14 protein-coding genes are annotated in these 17166 nt (G+C 35.1%); 2 read left to right on the top strand and 12 right to left on the bottom strand.

From position 1 onward, the window contains the following. Both ACSVH7_RS13460 and ACSVH7_RS13455 read left to right on the top strand, forming a co-directional pair. Positions 1-1777, top strand: a 1777-nt coding sequence (locus tag ACSVH7_RS13460; RefSeq protein ID WP_438067212.1) for an MBG domain-containing protein, incomplete at its 5' end; no start/stop codon positions are given. Between the two features lie 192 nt (positions 1778-1969). Next, the gene (locus ACSVH7_RS13455; protein WP_438067211.1) at positions 1970-2803 is read left to right on the top strand and encodes an outer membrane beta-barrel protein; all 834 of its coding nucleotides are present in this window, start codon (positions 1970-1972) and stop codon (positions 2801-2803) included. Between the two features lie 528 nt (positions 2804-3331). Here the strand turns inward: ACSVH7_RS13455 and ACSVH7_RS13450 are convergent. The 12 genes from ACSVH7_RS13450 to dnaB all read right to left on the bottom strand — a co-directional run bounded on the left by ACSVH7_RS13450 (position 3332) and on the right by dnaB (position 17155). Beyond that, complete coding sequence (locus ACSVH7_RS13450) at positions 3332-4945, bottom strand: NAD-dependent malic enzyme (RefSeq protein WP_438067210.1); 1614 nt, start codon at positions 4943-4945, stop codon at positions 3332-3334. A gap of 18 nt (positions 4946-4963) precedes the next feature. Then, positions 4964-6154, bottom strand: a complete 1191-nt coding sequence (locus ACSVH7_RS13445; protein ID WP_438067209.1) for a porin — start codon at positions 6152-6154, stop codon at positions 4964-4966. Positions 6155-6165: 11 nt separating this feature from the next. Next, the gene (locus ACSVH7_RS13440) at positions 6166-7506 is read right to left on the bottom strand and encodes an anaerobic C4-dicarboxylate transporter family protein (RefSeq protein WP_438067208.1); all 1341 of its coding nucleotides are present in this window, start codon (positions 7504-7506) and stop codon (positions 6166-6168) included. 38 nt (positions 7507-7544) lie between these two features. Continuing rightward, the gene (locus tag ACSVH7_RS13435; protein WP_438067218.1) at positions 7545-8612 is read right to left on the bottom strand and encodes a type II asparaginase; all 1068 of its coding nucleotides are present in this window, start codon (positions 8610-8612) and stop codon (positions 7545-7547) included. A 36-nt stretch (positions 8613-8648) separates the two neighbouring features. Beyond that, positions 8649-10058: an aspartate ammonia-lyase gene (gene aspA, locus ACSVH7_RS13430; protein ID WP_438067207.1), complete on the bottom strand. Its 1410-nt coding sequence runs from the start codon at positions 10056-10058 to the stop codon at positions 8649-8651. Positions 10059-10351: 293 nt separating this feature from the next. After that, the gene (locus tag ACSVH7_RS13425; protein ID WP_438067206.1) at positions 10352-11113 is read right to left on the bottom strand and encodes a DUF2490 domain-containing protein; all 762 of its coding nucleotides are present in this window, start codon (positions 11111-11113) and stop codon (positions 10352-10354) included. A gap of 273 nt (positions 11114-11386) precedes the next feature. Continuing rightward, positions 11387-12649 (bottom strand): asparagine synthetase B, encoded by a 1263-nt coding sequence (locus tag ACSVH7_RS13420; RefSeq protein ID WP_438067205.1) that lies wholly within the window; start codon positions 12647-12649, stop codon positions 11387-11389. Positions 12650-12965: 316 nt separating this feature from the next. After that, positions 12966-13628: a response regulator transcription factor gene (locus tag ACSVH7_RS13415; RefSeq protein ID WP_438067204.1), complete on the bottom strand. Its 663-nt coding sequence runs from the start codon at positions 13626-13628 to the stop codon at positions 12966-12968. A 2-nt stretch (positions 13629-13630) separates the two neighbouring features. After that, positions 13631-14422 (bottom strand): sensor histidine kinase, encoded by a 792-nt coding sequence (locus ACSVH7_RS13410; RefSeq protein ID WP_438067203.1) that lies wholly within the window; start codon positions 14420-14422, stop codon positions 13631-13633. Between the two features lie 93 nt (positions 14423-14515). Beyond that, entirely contained in the window at positions 14516-14962 is a 447-nt protein-coding gene (locus ACSVH7_RS13405; RefSeq protein ID WP_438067202.1) for a hypothetical protein, read from the bottom strand. A gap of 185 nt (positions 14963-15147) precedes the next feature. Further along, positions 15148-15519, bottom strand: coding sequence for a hypothetical protein (locus ACSVH7_RS13400; RefSeq protein WP_438067201.1), 372 nt, complete (start codon positions 15517-15519; stop codon positions 15148-15150). Positions 15520-15616: 97 nt separating this feature from the next. After that, positions 15617-17155 carry a replicative DNA helicase gene (gene dnaB / locus ACSVH7_RS13395; RefSeq protein WP_438067200.1) on the bottom strand — a complete coding sequence of 513 codons (1539 nt, stop codon included), beginning with the start codon at positions 17153-17155 and terminating at the stop codon, positions 15617-15619. Positions 17156-17166 lie beyond the last annotated feature (11 nt).

Raw genomic sequence — 17166 nt, 5'->3', positions numbered from 1 at the left:
TGGAACTTTAACAAGAGTAGCTGGAGAAAACATTGGAAACTATACCATTTCTCAAGGAGACTTAAGCGCAGGTTCTAATTATACTATTACTTATGTAAGCAATGATTTTGCTATTACCGCAAAACCAATTACGGTGACTGCAACTCCATCGCAAACCAAAGTTTATGGTACGTCAGACCCTATCTTTGCTTATACAGTTGCTCCTGATTTAGTAAGTGGTGATGCATTTGCTGGAACATTAACTAGAGTGGCAGGGGAAAATATTGGAAACCATGCTATTAATCAAGGAAGTTTGAGTGCTGGAACGAATTACACTATTACTTATGTAAGCAATGATTTTGCTATCACAGCCAAACCTATTACGGTAACGGCAACTCCATCACAAACGAAAGTTTATGGAGCAATAGATGCTGCTTTTGCTTATACAGTTTCACCAAATTTGGTAGGTAGCGATGCCTTTACAGGAGCTTTAACTAGAGTTGCAGGAGAAAACATTGGAAACTATGCCATTACACAAGGAAATTTAAGTGCAGGTTCTAATTATAACATTACTTATGTAAGTAAGGATTTTGTTATCACCGCCAAACCTATTACAGTAACAGCAACTCCTTTACAAACCAAAATATATGGAACTACAAATCCAATTTACTCCTATACAGTTGCTCCTGATTTAGTAAGTGGTGATGCATTTGCTGGAACATTAACTAGAGTGGCAGGGGAAAATATTGGAAACTATGCTATTAATCAAGGAAGTTTGAGTGCTGGAACGAATTACACTATTACTTATGTAAGCAATGATTTTGCTATCGCAGCCAAACCTATTACGGTAACAGCAACTCCATCACAAACCAAAGTATATGGAACGGCAAATCCAATTTACTCCTATACTGTTGCTCCTGATTTAGTAAGTGGTGATGCATTTACTGGAACATTAACTAGAGCTGCGGGAGAGAACGTGGGCGTTTATGCTATAACACAAGGCTCATTAAGTGCGGGTGGAAATTATACCATTATGTATAGTGGCTCCAATTTTACTATAACCAAAGCAGATCAGTTAATTACTTGGAATCAGACTTTGGGATTAGGTTGTAATGGAGAAACTAGTCTTGTTATGACTGCAGTTGCTACTAGTGGCTTAGTAGTAAATTATGCTTCATCTAATGCTGCCATTACAAGTATATCAAATAATTCATTACTTTTCCAAAATTATGGATCAACAACCATAACAGCCTCGCAACCAGGCAACATGAATTACAATGCGGCTCCAACTGTAGTTATACCTGTAGTAATTAGTCAGCCTAACCTAATTAGAAAACAATTTGAAAATATTATATTCTTTGACAATAGCTCTAAGAGTTTTAAATCGTATAGCTGGTATAAAAATGGAGTTTTAGTTCCAGACCAAACGTCACAATATTTCAAAGAAAATGGCACCTTGAATGGAACGTATTATGCTATAGCAACAAAATTAGACGGAACTGTAATTACCACCTGTTCGCTAACTTTATCGCCATCAGCGGAAGAGGAGTACATAAGAATTGTTCCAAACCCTGTTAGCAGTAATGCGAGTTTCCAATTGATTACTAACGTTAGTTCAAGCAAATTACAAAATGCACGTGTTGAGCTTTATAATTTAACAGGAAACTTGTTAACTACTATAAATACAGGTAAAAACACTATTGACATGATAGCTCCGAGCGTTGAGGGAATTTATATTGTAAAAATGACCTTAACAAATGGTAAATATTTTACTAAAAACCTTTTAGTAAAATATTAAAATAATTTACTGAATAAGACCTCCTCATTTGTAAGGAATGGGGATGGATTATTCTAATAAAAAAAACAGTTTAAAATCACCATTAACAACAAGTTAGCGTGAGCAAAAAACCAATAAATAAAAGGCGACCCGAACGCAGCGAATTGGCGAAGCATAACCTAAAGTAACACTAAAAAAATAAATTTTACATCTATGAAATTCAATAGTAAAAACATAATTGGAACTATAGCTTTCTTAATTTCTAACGGAATAACAGCACAGTTTTACGTAGGTATACAGTCTGGAATAGGGAATATTCAGAGTGATATCGCTGGTATACAAACGGGTAATCGCCTAGGCGGAGCTGTAAAAGCAGGTTATATCTACTCTTTAACTACTCATTTTGGTATTGGTTCAGGGCTAGAATTCTCACAATACAAACAAGAAGTTTCTTTGTCTCAGTCTTCTGCAACTCTTACTAATATTGAAGTTGACGCTTCAACTTCAGCATTTGTTTATAACGTTACCACTAAGAATTACAGAGAAAGGCAAACGTTACATGCTCTGCAAATCCCTCTTTTTGTGCAGTATAAATCAAATAATAACAATGGCATTGCTTTTAATTTTAGAGCCGGAGCTAAATATTTTTTACCCATAAACTATAAAATTAAAGCAACAGCCGATGATGTAAAGGGTAGCGCTTATTATCCAGATGTAAATCTGACTATTGATGATTTACCAGAATATGGCTTTGGTAGTCAGACCAATTATTCTTCCTCAGGAAAGTATAAAACCAAAGGAATTATAATGAGTGTTTTTGAGTTAGGATTTACATTTGATATGGGAAGTAAGCATTCGTTATATACAGCCATGTTTCTAGAAAATGGATATGGTAGCATTTTAGACCAAAACAAGAATGAATCCTATATTAGTTATAACCCTACATCAGCCTCCGATAGAAAAGCTAATGGCTTATACAGTACTAATAAAGATGCTGAAATTAAACCTGTAGCTTTTGGTGTCACCCTTGCATGGAATTTTAAATAAAATTATTTTTTAAACCCAAAATCCGCATTATACTTCGTAGCGAAACGAATCTTTTAAGAAAAGTAATGACTCAAGGACTATTTTGAAGCAGTAACTTATATCTTTTAAATCAACTAGGCATCAAATTGAAGTTCATCAGGTTCAAAATATAAAACCAACCTGATGAACTAAAAAACTCATCAGGATGAAACGATTAATTGACCGCGGTCAATTCAATAATCGACCGCGGTCAATTGATCAATCGACCGCGGTCGATTTAATGGCCCATAAGTATGACTAATTAAAACGTTCCGATTCAGTTATGAAAAAGATAAGGATGAAATGATATCTTGGTAGTATTTGCTCCTAAATATTCATTTACTTGAAAGTATTCTTCTGTCCATCCATATCCACTTAAAAAAAAAGGTCGAAAATAGCGGAAACATAAGAAGATTGTGATTTTTAATTGAAGTAAAAAAAATCACAATCTCCCAAGAAAAAAATCAAAATACGTTAGATACAATACAGCAAATTAAAAGCCTCGTGATGTTAATAAGTAGGAATGTACATTTTGCTTTTGATAAACTCACGAATGTTGTCTGGTCGTTCTACAGTTGCCAAATTTGAATCAAAAATTTCTTCTGTGATTTTTATAGCAACATTTAATGACACCTCAAGTATGTCTGAGATATTGGGATAAATCAAACCTTTTTCAAAATCTTCTGATTTTACTTGTTCCGCTACAGCTTCGGCAGCTACAAGTAATAAATCATCAGTTATACGTTTGGCTTCAGTGGCAAAAATAGCCAAACCTAATGCTGGAAAAATGTAAATATTGTTACCCTGGCCCGGATAAAAAACTTTACCTTCATATGCTACAGGCTCAAACGGACTTCCACTCGCAAAAATAGCCTTCCCTTTACTCCATTGGTAAGCTTGCTCAGCAGTACATTCGGAATGAGTCGTGGGGTTGGAATACGGAAAAATGATAGGCGCTTCATTGATTAACGACATGTTTTCAATGACTTCTTGATTAAAAGCCCCACCAACAGTACTCACCCCGATAATCGCTGTGGGTTTAACTTGAAGAACAGCCTCTGCAAAACTTGTGCATGATGTACCTTCATGTGCAAATTGCAATTGATGATCTAACAAATCCGTACGTTTTGCTATTATTAACCCATTGATATCAAACATCCATATATGCTGCAATGCTTCTTCTCTGGATAGACCGTCTTTCACAAATTTACTAACCAACATGTCTGCAATTCCAAAAGCAGCAGCTCCTGCTCCTAAAAACAAGAATCTTTGTTTTTTAAATTCAGTTTTGGTTAATCGACTAATAGAGATAAAACCAGCAGTGGCTACAGCTGCTGTTCCTTGTATATCATCATTGAAAGTACTGACTTTATTTTTGAATGTATTTAGGATTCGAATTGCATCTACGCCTGGAAAATCCTCCCACTGAATACAAACTTTTGGAAAGACTTCATTGATTGCCTGAACAAAAGCAGCTACAAAATCGTCAAATTCTTTTCCTCTAATGCGTTTACATTTCAAGCCAGGATACAACGGATCGTTTAAAAACGCCTCATTATTCGTCCCCACATCAAGAACTATTGGCAAGGTATGTTCAGGTGGGACCCCACCACAACTGGTATAAAGTATCAACTTCCCGATGGAAATACCAATACCATAAATTCCCAAATCCCCTAAACCTAAAATTCTTCCTCCATCAGTGACCACCGTAAAACGAACATCTTCTTCTGGCCAAGTTCTAAGAATTTCTTTAATATGGTCTTTTTGTTTGATCGAAATATACATACCACGAGGCCTTCTGGAAACTTGTCCGAATTTTTGACAAGCCTCTCCCACTGTCGGCGTATACACTATGGGCAAGAATTTTTTGGGTGCTGTGGAAACCGTTTTAAAAAACAATCGTTCATTATTTTCAAGCAATTGCATCAAAAAAATGTATTGATTAATTGGTTTTTCCAATTTACTTAATTGCTCTAAAACGCGTTCAACATGAATATCTAGAGTCTCTACAGCCTCCGGTAACAATCCAACTAAAGCATACTTTTCTCTTTCTTCAAGCGAAAAAGCGGTTCCTTTATTGAGCTTTGGATTACGCAAAATGTCATAACCAGTTAATTCTCCCATACTATTCCATTTTAAAAATTAAAGTACCAATAATGGAGCAACAAATCCAAGACTTAACAGTCCTGTACTATAATCCTTTACTCCAAATGTAGTTTCTGCATATTTTGTATAATTAAATTTTCTTGCAGTGTAAGCGAGGTAAAATCTAACGTTCAAATCTTTAAAAGGCATATATTGAACGGTTGGAATAATCCCATAACTACTAGACATTTTAGAAGAACCCTTAGGATCTGGATTGCTTTCCCATGAATGATTACTATTCATTACCGTCAACATTAAATTCAATTTTGGATTCACCAAATATTCTGCTCTTAACCAGTTTTCAATATAAAGTGCATCTTGAGCAGCATATTGGTATTGACTACTGATGATATTGGAAATAATCCCTTTACGATCAAGCTTTTCTTTGCTATACTGGAAATCGTAGTATAAAACAAAATTTTTAGCAGAAAATTTATTTCCCAAAGCAATATAATTCATATTCGTGTTTTTAGCTTCATTAAAAAAGCTATAGCTGTAGGTAGTTTCAAATTTCCCATTAAAAAAACTTCCACGCCAATTGGCCACAAAAGCTAGTGGAGCCTTTGAAGCCTCAATGCCAGGAGGAATTGTGGCTCCATATTGCTCTTGGAACGTTTTTGTTCTTGAATTTAATACCTGAAAAGATAAGGAATTTTTTTGATCTGCAAAAGTGTGAGCCACACCAACACCCACTAAAAAGTTATCAGCATTTTCGATAATATCATTATAGGTAAGGATGTCAATTGGGTTGAAATCAAATTCATAACCTCCCCAATCAGCACACATTTTCCCCACCGTTAAATTCGTTCTAGGTGAAAGATCAACTTTAATAAAAGCCATATCTACTGAGCGACTGATGTTATCTAAATTACCCGGAATGGGTTCTCTAGTGTAGCGATCTCTAAATCGAAAAGAAACCTTATCATGTATTTTTCCTTTGATTTCAAGGCGAAGTTGATCGAAGTTGAATTTAGACAAAGAATGACTTCCGTCTTGAAAATAATTATTGAAAGCCATACGTGTATTAAAAATGACATCCACATCCCTTAACAAAGATTGTTTTTTTACAGGAATTAATGATTTTATAGTATCTCGATTTGTAAGTACCCCTTCATTGGTTTGCTTCTCTTGACTAAAACTAGTATTGAAACAAAGACAAACCAATAGTAAAAAAAATATTTTTTTCATCTATTATAATTTTAAAGAATAAATGAGCCAATTAAAAACCCAACAGCAATGGCTACCGCAATAGCTACTACACCGGGCACCATGAAACTATGGTTGACTACATATTTACCAATTTTAGTACTTCCTGTTCTATCAAAGTTAATCGCTGCTAAAAGCGTTGGATACCCTGGCAAAACAAAGTCACTATTAACCGCCGGAAAAATAGCCATCAGCGCTCCAGGAGGTAAGCCTAATGCTAATCCTAACGGCATCATTGTTTTAGTGGTTGCTGCTTGACTAAACATCAAAACACCTAGTGCAAAAACAGCTATTGAAAAGGACCACGGATACTCTTTTACCACGCCACCTAAAACATCCTGAATCAATACTGAATTATGCCCCATAAAAGTAGAACTCATCCAAACTACACCAAAAACCGACACTACTGCAGAAGCCATAGAAGTAAACAAACTCATCTTGGTCACCTCGGCAGCACTTGTTTTGGTAATCAACATCATAGCAGCTGAAGCGGATAACGTAACCACTCCGATAATTGTTACCATAGTTAGTGAGCCTTTTTCGTTTACAGCAAGCGTTTTAGCACCGGCCTCAAATTGAGGAACCAAATCAGGAAAAGCTCCTGCAATTACTATCAATAAAATAGCGATTGAAAAAATTAGTACCGCGGTTTTCGCTCCTGGTTTTAATTCTTTCTGAACTGCAACTTCATCATTATCCAAACTAGCTGCAAAATCAGGATCTTTCATTTTCTCGATAAAAATGGGATCATTGACCAATTCAACTCCTTTTTTGTATACAGAAAAACAGCCAACCGTTAACCCGATAATACAAGCTGGAATACAGACCATCATTACGTCAAGCAAAGCTCCGGGATATCCCAGAACCACAACCAATGCGGCCGTAGCTGCACTCATAGGGCTCCCCGTTATTGCTAAGTGAGAGGCAATAACAGAAATACTCAATGGTCTTTCTGGTCGTATGCGTTTTTTAGCGGCTACTTCAGAAATAATAGGCAGCAATGAGTAAACAATATGCGCCGTACCTGCAAACAAACAAAGAAAAAACACCGTAAAAGGAGCAATAAAAGTGATGTTTGAAGGATTCTTTTTAATGATTTTCTCGGCCAATTGTACTAAATAATCCAATCCCCCAGAGGCTTGGAGCGTGGCTGCAGTAGTTACTATAGCCATAATGATAAGCATAACATCCAAAGGTGGATTAGTAGGCCTCATATGGAAAACCAAAATAAAAATAAGCAACCCCACCATACCCATCACACCAAGACCAATTCCTTTCATTTGTGATCCTATCAGAATCATGGCAATGAGAATACTAAACTCTATCCAAAACATAAGCGCTGTTTTTTGTATTTGTTCCTACTGTTTTAAAACTAGTACTCAAAGAAATTTTGTTGAATTTTAGTTCTATCAGCAGTCTCCGTTAAGGATAACATTAATAAAACTCTTGCTTTTTGTGGATTCAAATCATCAGCTACCACAAAACCAAGCTCGGCATCATTTACTTCATTTTCCAATGTAATTCTTCCTGCGCTAGCTCTTGCAGAACGGCAGACAACGATGCCGTTTTTGGATGCGTTAGCCAACGCCTTTCCTACTGGCTCTCCAAAATTTCCATTCCCCATTCCGGCATATACTAATCCTTTTAAACCAGGAATCGTACTTAAATTAGACACTGTTTCTGGACTAGCATCCGCATAGCCGTAAACAATTTCTACTTTTGGAAGTTCATTTAATTTTGAAACATCAAATTTTTTGGAAGGATTACGTAAAGACTGATAGTAGTAACTCACTTTACCATCATAGATCAAACCAATTGGACCAAAATTGGTAGACCGGAAGGTCTCTAAATTAGTAGTACTGGTTTTGGTCACATCTCTAGCATCAAATACTTTTTCATCCATCGCTACGATAACCCCTTTTCCTTGACTTTTAGGATCTGCAGCAACCATTACAGCATCTAATAAATTTCGATTGCCGTCTTGACTCATCGCAGTGGAAGGACGCATGGCTCCAACTAAAACAACTGGTTTGTCAGACATTACTGTTAAATCTAGAAAGTAAGCCGTTTCTCCTTGGGTATCCGTTCCGTGGGTGACCACTACTGCATCGGCTAAATTGTCTTTAAAGATTTGATTGATTCTTTTAGCTAATTTTAACCAAGTTACCACATTCATATCTTGACTACCGATTTGCGCTACTTGTTCACCGGATATTTTACCATATTTGTGAATATCGGGTACCGCATTTAGCAAATCATCTACAGGCACTTTACCAGCAGTATATGCTGCTTTAGTGGCCGATTCTCCAGAACCAGCAATGGTACCACCTGTAGCAAGAATAATAATTCTTGGCGCAATTTTATTCGTATTTTTTTGAGCTTGTACCGAAGTAGAAAAAACTACTAAGACAACGGTAAGCATTGACATAATTTTCTTCATCATAATAAATTTTATTTGGCACACTTTTTTAAAGGCTTATGCATTGATAAATCTTGGATTAATCAAATTCTCAATGGCATAGATTTCGTCCCATTTGGCTTGAGAAATAACTTTCCTTTCTACCACAGCTATTTCATGAACACTTTTACCAGTTTTTAGGGCTTCTCCGGCAATACTTGCACTCTCTTCATAACCTAAAATTGGATTCAGTTGCGTTACTATACCAATACTATTCATTACCAAATCATAACAGTGTTTTTCGTTGGCTGTAATTCCTACAATACACTTGTCAATTAAGGTATGTATGGCTTTGGTTAAGTAATCTAAAGAGGTAAACATCGCGAAAGCTATAACAGGTTCCATGACATTTAATTGTAATTGACCCGCTTCAGCCGCCATAGTAACCGTTAAGTCTTGACCAATAACATAAAAACAAGTTTGGTTCACCACCTCTGGAATTACTGGATTTACTTTACCGGGCATAATAGAAGATCCGGGTTGTCTTGCAGGCAAATTGATTTCATTAAAACCTGTTCTTGGCCCTGAGCTTAATAATCGTAAGTCATTACAAATTTTGGAAACTTTCACCGCCGTTCTTTTCATAGTTCCCATGATTTGAACATAAGCCCCCGTATCTACAGTAGCTTCAATTAAATCAGGAGATAACGATAACGGAATCCCAACTTCTTTAGCAAGGTAGTTGACACAAATTTCAGGATACCCTTCTGGTGCATTTACTTTAGTACCAATAGCAGTGGCGCCCATATTGATTTCAAGTACTAAGCTTTGGGCTTCTTTTAAGCGTTTGATATCTTCAGAAATAGTAGTTGCATAAGCATGAAACTCTTGACCAAGTGTCATTGGAACAGCATCTTGCAATTGTGTACGTCCCATTTTTAAGACACTATTGAATTCTTTTCCTTTTTCAGTAAATGCTTTTTCAAGTTCCGAAAGTGATGCTATAAAACTTTCCATTTTAAGATATAAAGCTATACGAAAGGCTGATGGATAGGCATCATTGGTAGATTGAGAACAATTCACATGATTGTTTGGATGTAAAAATTGGTATTCGCCCTTTTTATGACCTAAATACTCTAAACCAATATTCGCAATTACCTCATTAGCATTCATATTTACAGAGGTTCCTGCCCCGCCTTGAATCAAATCACTAACAAATTCTTTATCAAATTTACCTGCTATCAATTGATCGCTGGCATAACAAATTGCCTCAACAATTTTTGCGTCTAAGACACCACAATCTTTATTGGCCAAAGCAGCCGCTTTTTTAACATACCCAAGGGCTTTGATAAACAAAGGTTCTTTAGAAATAGGAATTCCTGTTATATTAAAATTTTCAACAGCTCTGAAAGTTTGTACGCCGTAATACACATTATTTGGGATTTCTAATTCGCCCAAAAAATCATGTTCTAATCTTGTTGATTTCATAGTAAATAAGTATTAAGATTACTTAAAATTAAAATGTAAAATTACAAAACAACATTAACAAAAAATCAGTTTTTGGCAGTAAAATTAACAATTTAGCATAATTTAATTATTTTTTAACTTAAATAACCAAAATACATTAATTCCATTAACATATTCTTCTTAAAAAATTTCAAAAAATAAAAAACACAACAAACTGATAATCTTGATATTACAAAATAAAACAAAAAAAGCTAATGTTTTAAAGTAAACACTAGCTTTTTTATTACATGTATTATTTTACCTACTTAAATTAATTATTCATCACCCGAGGTATGATCATGATGAAACACATCTTTAGCATTACCCGTAAAGTAAAAGAAAAGACGAAGCGTATGATTAGCGTCATATTGATAACCACTATACTTTTGTTGTATCACGTTCATGTATCCAAAATCATAACTCCATTTCGGGTTGATATTTTGACGAATCCCGATAAAAATACGGTTTTGATCCATTGAATTATAGACCACTTCTTTCCCAAAATGCATTAAAAGTTCGTCTGCAATAACTAACGAAGGTAATTTTTTATCATTAAATACTGGAATAGTAAAACTTAACAAATATCGAATACGATTAGTAAACCGAGTAGCTACTGCTCTATCATTTACCATTTTATCCTGCCAACGTTGCTCATTACGGATACGTTGCAACATGCTAACGTTGCCTATTTTGGAAGAATATAATACTTGTTGAAAAATTCTGTTTTCATCGGCGAAATTAGACCATTCAGGTTTTGAAGGTGCCAACCACAAATGTGCATATCCTGCCGCAAGTGTTAATTTTGGAATCGGACTGTAAGTAATACCCGTTCTTGCAAAATAGAAATTTTCTTTGTCAGCAAAATCAGTACGTCTGATATGAAAATCATTCATTGTTCCCCAATGATCATTAAATTTTAGTACCGTATTAAGACTTATCCAAGTTTGTGCTTGATGGTTAATTTCTTTTTTTTGTGGAGTTTGTGCTGAATTTATATAGGTGGTAAACAAAAACAGAACTAAAAAAATACGTGACATTTTATAGGTATTTAAGATTAAAATTCAGAACCTATTTTTGCAATAGATTCCTTTACTATTCAAATCCAAATTTAAACAATTTCAAGGCAATTATCCCCAAAATATAACTAAAAAACGAATTCCACTGAGTTATAAGTAATTGATAGTCACTATATCGTTTTCATTTTTAAAGCTCAAATACGCTTTCGGAACTATCACTGAACAACACAAAAAAAGGAGATAAAAAAACGAGCAAGTAAGCATTAAATAAAACGCTCAAAGACAAAAAAAAAATTAGGTTTTCAATTTTTTCTTTTGGGCTGCAGGAAACAACACATTGTTCAAAATCAAGCGATAACCGGGTGAGTTAGGATGCAAATCAAGCACCGTAGCTGGGTCTCCCACTTGATGCTGAAAATCTTCAGGATCATGCCCCCCAAAAAAAGTAAACATGCCTTTTCCTTTTTGACCATGAAGATATCGCACCTCACCATTGAGTTCACAACTACCTAAAACTAATACATTCGATTTAACAAATTCGGCATCAAAAGCAGTCGTTTGCCCCATGAAACCTTTGATTAATTGGGTATGATTTTGACACAACATACTGGGAATAGGATCCCATTTAGCCGAAAACTCTAACAAAGTAAAATAATCTTTTTCCATAGGGATTTTTCTTTTCCCTGTCATGTCGATATTAGAAAACTCATATTGTTCTGCTCGCCTTTCTAAAGTAAAGTTTTTAAAGGCAAATGAGGTGTTAAAATTTAGTAACGACTGATAATTAGGGGTACTAGCATCGCCATCAAACATGGCCTCACAGATATCTATGCCATCCGCAGCTAGAGCTATATCGAAACTATCCGTGGCAGAACACATGGCGAACATAAAACCGCCACCAATAACAAAGTGACTGATCTTCTTAGCAACCGCTCCTTTCTCCTCTGAAACTTTCGCATAGCCTAATTTTGTAGCTAGGAGTTCCGCATCTTTTTTTTGTTCGATATACCAAGGAGTGTTTTTATAGGCACCATAAAATTTCCCATATTGTCCCGTAAAATCCTCATGATGCAAGTGGAGCCAATCATACAAGACCAGTTGATCTGACAATACTTCTTCATCATAAACTGCCGTAAAAGGGATTTCAGCATAGGTCAAAACTAACGTCACAGCATCATCCCAAGGTTGTTTGCCTTTAGGGGTGTAAACCGCAATTTTAGGCGCTTTCTCTAATAAAACTGATTCCATGTTTTGAGAAGGACTACTGATTTGATGCATCAAATCCGTTTCTTCAGTATCAGATAAGAGTTCAAAACTTACGCCACGTATTTGACATTCTTTACGGATTTCAGGAGCGTCAGGAAGCAAAAAAGAACCGCCTCTATAATTGAGCAACCAACTTGCTTTAAACTTTTTATCCAAACACCAATAAGTAATTCCGTAAGCTTTGAGGTGATTCTGTTGGGTAGTTTCATCCATCGGCAACAATATAAAACCGGCCTGTGCTACCCAAGAACACAATAAAAAAACAAGAAAATATAAAAATTTCAGATTCATGAACTACAATTTGCTTTTCAAAGATAAAACGATAAAGAGACAATTACTAGGACTTCAAGTAAAAAAACTTTTTCAAAAACAAATTAGTTTTTTCTAAAAAACAAGTAAAAACACCTAGATACAATTTCCAAAAACATGATAATTTTGAAAAAAAAACCTCGCATGAAATACTTTATTAACTATACCAACTCAACCCCAAATGACGTGGAAAACCCTAGCCTAATGAAAAAATTCGGACTTTGTCTTTTAGTAGCACTATTGATCGCCTTTTACTTCCTATCCTTTCAATTTTTATTAAGTAATTAACTGTTGTGTTTTAATCTAAATGAACTAATTCATTTTGTAACGCATAAACCACTAAACCAGCTACATTTCTAGAATCGGTTTTTAACAATAAATTAGTGCGATGCCCTTCAACAGTTCTAGGGCTTATGAATAAATAATCGCCAATTTCGGCAGCATTTTTTTGTTTGCAAATCAAACGTAACACTTCCAGTTCACGCTCCGTTAAAAGGGTTTTATCTAGAGGACTTTTTGGTTTATTGCCAGAAGACACCACTTCTTTAATTATTTTGAGGACTTCTTCTGAATAGTAAAATCCTTTATGGGCGACTTCTTTCAAAGTAAGAATCAATTCATCGGGTGAGGCATTTTTTAAGAGATAGGAAACAGCCCCTAAGTCAATCATATTGGCGATAAATGATTTTGAATTGTAACTAGTTAAGGCTACAATCTTGATACTCGGATAGTCCCTATGTAGCATTTTGGTTGCTTCTATCCCGTTTACAATAGGCATTTTCAAATCTGTAATCACAATATCCGGCAGTACCGTAGTATTTTTTAGAAACTCAAACAACTCTTGACCATTCGAAGCTTCATGCACAATTGTGAAATGGGATTCACGCTCCAAAATGAAAGCAATTCCTTTTCTAAAAAGTACTTCATCGTCTACTAAAACTATTTTAATGGGTGTATTCATAACTAAAAAATAAATTCAACGTTTACTCCTTTATCTCTTTCAGATTGAAAAGTCAAACTTCCTTTTAAAAATGAAATTCTACTCTCGATATTTTTTAACCCCAACCCTTTCTGATGCATTAGCTTCTTATCATCAAAACCCACACCGTTATCCGTATATAAACATTTGGTGTATGCTCCAAAGGGAACAAAACGAATTGCCATTTTAGTAGCCTTGCCATGACGTAACGAGTTACTCAACAATTCTTGAATGATTCTAAATACGTGTAAGTGCCTGCGTATCTCTTTTTCTTCAAATACGACTTCATTGACGTACATCACGTTTACGTCTTTCGCCGTGCTAAATTCCATACACAATTCTTCAACACCCGCATCTAAACCAAACTTTTCTAAAACGGGCGGCAACAAATCATGTGCAATTTTTCTAGAATTTTCAAGCGCTTTGCCTGTCAATGTAATTACATTCAATTTGATTTCCTGTAATTCTGTTTCGGAAAGATGAGGCATGCTCAATAAGTGCGCATTTAAAGCCACAACATTCAACTTAGAGCTAATGTCATCGTGTAAATCTTGAGCAATTCTTTTACGTTCCGCTTCTTGAGTTTCAATAACCGCTTTGAGTAGTTCTCTTTGATGCTCAATTTCTACATCTTTCTTTTCAATTTCTTTTTGAAGGATTTTTTTTCTTGAATAATAAAAAAAAACGATCAGTACTACGGCCAAAATGATAAAAAAAAAGGAAGTGTACAAAATCACTAGTACAATTTCTTTTTCTGAAACAGAAGTAGGATTCATACAAAAAGTGGTATTAAAAAATTGGGGACTTTTCTAAACTCAAAAATAGTTTATTTTTACGCCTTTTACTATTATTTAACATTAATAGTATATTTATTTCTTTTTATTTACAAAAAAACTTACTTTCCATTCGTACAAAATAAACAAATAAAACAAAATCAACAAAAGAGAGTTAAAAATCCAAAGCAAAAACTTCCATTCACTATCCAATTTAGCATTAATATTTCCTACAATAAAAATCATGGTACTAGACAGTAAATACAAAATTAGCCCAATGGTAACATAATAGTACTTTTTTTCTGAAGTTAACATATTGAACAAATGTAGCATAGCAAATACAATGACACTCAAATTTGTTATAACTATTACCAAAAGATTGTACTTGAAAAATTGTTCATGATCCAAACAACTTTGAATACCAATTGCCATTAAATTGAAAACCATTATAGTATGAATGACTGTTTTTTGACCTTTAGAATTCATCAACGAACTATAAAATAGTCCTAACACTATCATTTGCCCAATAAAATACAAATTCATCAAAAATAGGTTTTGCAAATGCAAAAAATAAAACAGCTCCATACTAAGTTGTATGAAGGTAACAAATAGTAGGTACAATAAAAAAAAGCCATTAACCTTTTCTTTTTTGAAAAAGCTAATGGCATATACTATCAAATTGAGCACTAATATGCCATAAGATAAATAAATAAAAAAATCATCCATTATTATACATTCATAGGACTATTAGGGTCGCCATAAGGAGGGCACGGTCTACTTGCATCATAGACCATTTCAGTATCTGCTAATTTAGCCATATCGGACGCTGAAGGAAAAACATCTACGTAAATCCCAGTTTGTGGATTTAGAACTGTGCCAACTAACATTAGGGTTTCTTCCCCTGCATCGTTAATCCCTTTATAAGCCCGAACGGCGTCAATTTTTTGATCCATTACTTTTTGCAATGATTCGAGCGGAATTAAATAAGCATCCGTTTTTTTGTCCGTTTCTTTAACTTTAGGCTTTTTATATTTTTTTACCCACTCTTGAGCGGTAACCAAAGGAATTGCTACCTTACTCGAAAAATTTTCTTCATTCATTTTTTTAATAAATAATTGGTTAATAATAGTTTAGCGAAGCTACACCATTTTTAGCAGTTATTTATAAAAAAAGGAAGAATTCCCTTTTTAAATGTTTTTAAAAAGGCACATCACTATCATCTTCGGGATCATTGTTAAAGGTACTTCCAAAAGCTTCATGAGGCGAAGGCAGGTTTTTAGTGAAATCGTCTTGATTCATACTTGATGGTAAATCATCATAACCGCTACTAAAATCTTCTAAATTGTCAAATTTACCTAAGTTACCCACAAATTTCAATCGTACATTTTCCAATCCACCATTACGGTGCTTAGCAATAATAAACTCTGCTTGACCCGCGGTTGGTGATTGCTCCTCGTCATCCCATTCTTCAATTTTATAATATTCGGGACGATAAATAAACGATACGATATCAGCATCTTGCTCAATCGCTCCCGATTCACGAAGATCTGAAAGCAACGGGCGCTTACTAGATCCACGCGTTTCCACCGCACGAGACAGCTGTGAAAGTGCAATTACAGGTACATTTAACTCTTTGGCTAAAGCTTTCAAATTTCGCGAGATAGTAGAAATTTCTTGCTCACGGTTTCCGCCTCCTTTGCCTCCTCCTCCGGCAGTCATCAACTGCAAATAATCGACAATAATTAATTTGATGCCGTGTTGAGAGGCCAAACGGCGGCATTTCGCCCGTAAATCAAAAATGGAAAGCGAAGGAGAATCATCGATAAACAAAGGGGCTTTCTCAAGATTTTTTACTTTGGTACTCAATTGTTCCCACTCGTGTTTTTCTAATTTTCCAGTACGCAATTTTTCAGAAGACAGTCCAGTTTCAGAAGAGATCAAACGCGTAATTAATTGCACAGAGGACATCTCTAAGGAAAACACAGCGACGGGTTTTTGAAAATCAATGGCGATATTTCTAGCCATCGACAATACGAAAGCCGTTTTACCCATACCCGGACGAGCCGCAATAATAATTAAATCTGAAGGTTGCCAACCTGAAGTTACTTTATCTAATTTTTCAAAACCAGTAGCTACCCCACTCAATCCTTCTTGACCCGCAATTTCTTCAATACGTTTTTTGGCTTGCAACACCAAACTTTGTGCTGTTTCAGAACTACGTTTTACGTTACCTTGTGTCACCTCGTATAATTTAGATTCTGCTTTATCCAACAAATCAAAAACATCGGTGGTTTCATCATAGGAATCTTCAATAATTTCAGAAGAAATTCGAATTAAACTCCGCTGAATAAATTTTTGAAGAATGATTCTAGAATGAAATTCGATATGCGCTGAGGACGAAATTTTTTGAGTCAATTGAATCAAATACAAATCGCCTCCAGAAAGGTCTAATTTGGCATTTTTTCGAAGCTGAGCCGAAACTGTTAATAAGTCAATCGGTTGTGATTCTGTAAAGAGCTGAACAATAGCTTCAAAGATATGTTTGTGTGCTTCTTTATAAAAAGCATCGGGCTGTAAAATATCAATAACCTCGTCTACTCCCTTCTTATCAATCATCATAGCTCCCAAAACGGCCTCCTCTATTTCAAGGACTTGGGGAGGTAACTTTCCTTTTTCTAGGTTGATAATAGCGGATCGATCCACTTTGACAGGGTTGATTGATTTGAAATTTTCCATAGTGCGAATTT

This window comes from Flavobacterium sp. TSSA_36 (assembly GCF_051547165.1).
Lineage (GTDB): Bacteria > Bacteroidota > Bacteroidia > Flavobacteriales > Flavobacteriaceae > Flavobacterium.
Note: the sequence above shows the minus strand (reverse complement) of the source record. Positions and strands in the feature narration are given on the sequence as shown.

Bases quoted from the DNA above. Each gene is read 5' to 3' on its own strand.
- ACSVH7_RS13400 (WP_438067201.1), bottom strand. From the start codon at position 15,519: ATGAATGAAGAAAATTTTTCGAGTAAGGTAGCAATTCCTTTGGTTACC.
- ACSVH7_RS13445 (WP_438067209.1), bottom strand. From the start codon at position 6,154: ATGAAAAAAATATTTTTTTTACTATTGGTTTGTCTTTGTTTCAATACT.
- ACSVH7_RS13405 (WP_438067202.1), bottom strand. From the start codon at position 14,962: ATGAATTTGTATTTTATTGGGCAAATGATAGTGTTAGGACTATTTTAT.
- ACSVH7_RS13415 (WP_438067204.1), bottom strand. From the start codon at position 13,628: ATGAATACACCCATTAAAATAGTTTTAGTAGACGATGAAGTACTTTTT.
- aspA (WP_438067207.1), bottom strand. From the start codon at position 10,058: ATGAAATCAACAAGATTAGAACATGATTTTTTGGGCGAATTAGAAATC.
- ACSVH7_RS13455 (WP_438067211.1), top strand. From the start codon at position 1,970: ATGAAATTCAATAGTAAAAACATAATTGGAACTATAGCTTTCTTAATT.
- ACSVH7_RS13450 (WP_438067210.1), bottom strand. From the start codon at position 4,945: ATGGGAGAATTAACTGGTTATGACATTTTGCGTAATCCAAAGCTCAAT.
- ACSVH7_RS13440 (WP_438067208.1), bottom strand. From the start codon at position 7,506: ATGTTTTGGATAGAGTTTAGTATTCTCATTGCCATGATTCTGATAGGA.
- ACSVH7_RS13420 (WP_438067205.1), bottom strand. From the start codon at position 12,649: ATGAATCTGAAATTTTTATATTTTCTTGTTTTTTTATTGTGTTCTTGG.
- ACSVH7_RS13425 (WP_438067206.1), bottom strand. From the start codon at position 11,113: ATGTCACGTATTTTTTTAGTTCTGTTTTTGTTTACCACCTATATAAAT.
- dnaB (WP_438067200.1), bottom strand. From the start codon at position 17,155: ATGGAAAATTTCAAATCAATCAACCCTGTCAAAGTGGATCGATCCGCT.
- ACSVH7_RS13435 (WP_438067218.1), bottom strand. From the start codon at position 8,612: ATGAAGAAAATTATGTCAATGCTTACCGTTGTCTTAGTAGTTTTTTCT.
- ACSVH7_RS13410 (WP_438067203.1), bottom strand. From the start codon at position 14,422: ATGAATCCTACTTCTGTTTCAGAAAAAGAAATTGTACTAGTGATTTTG.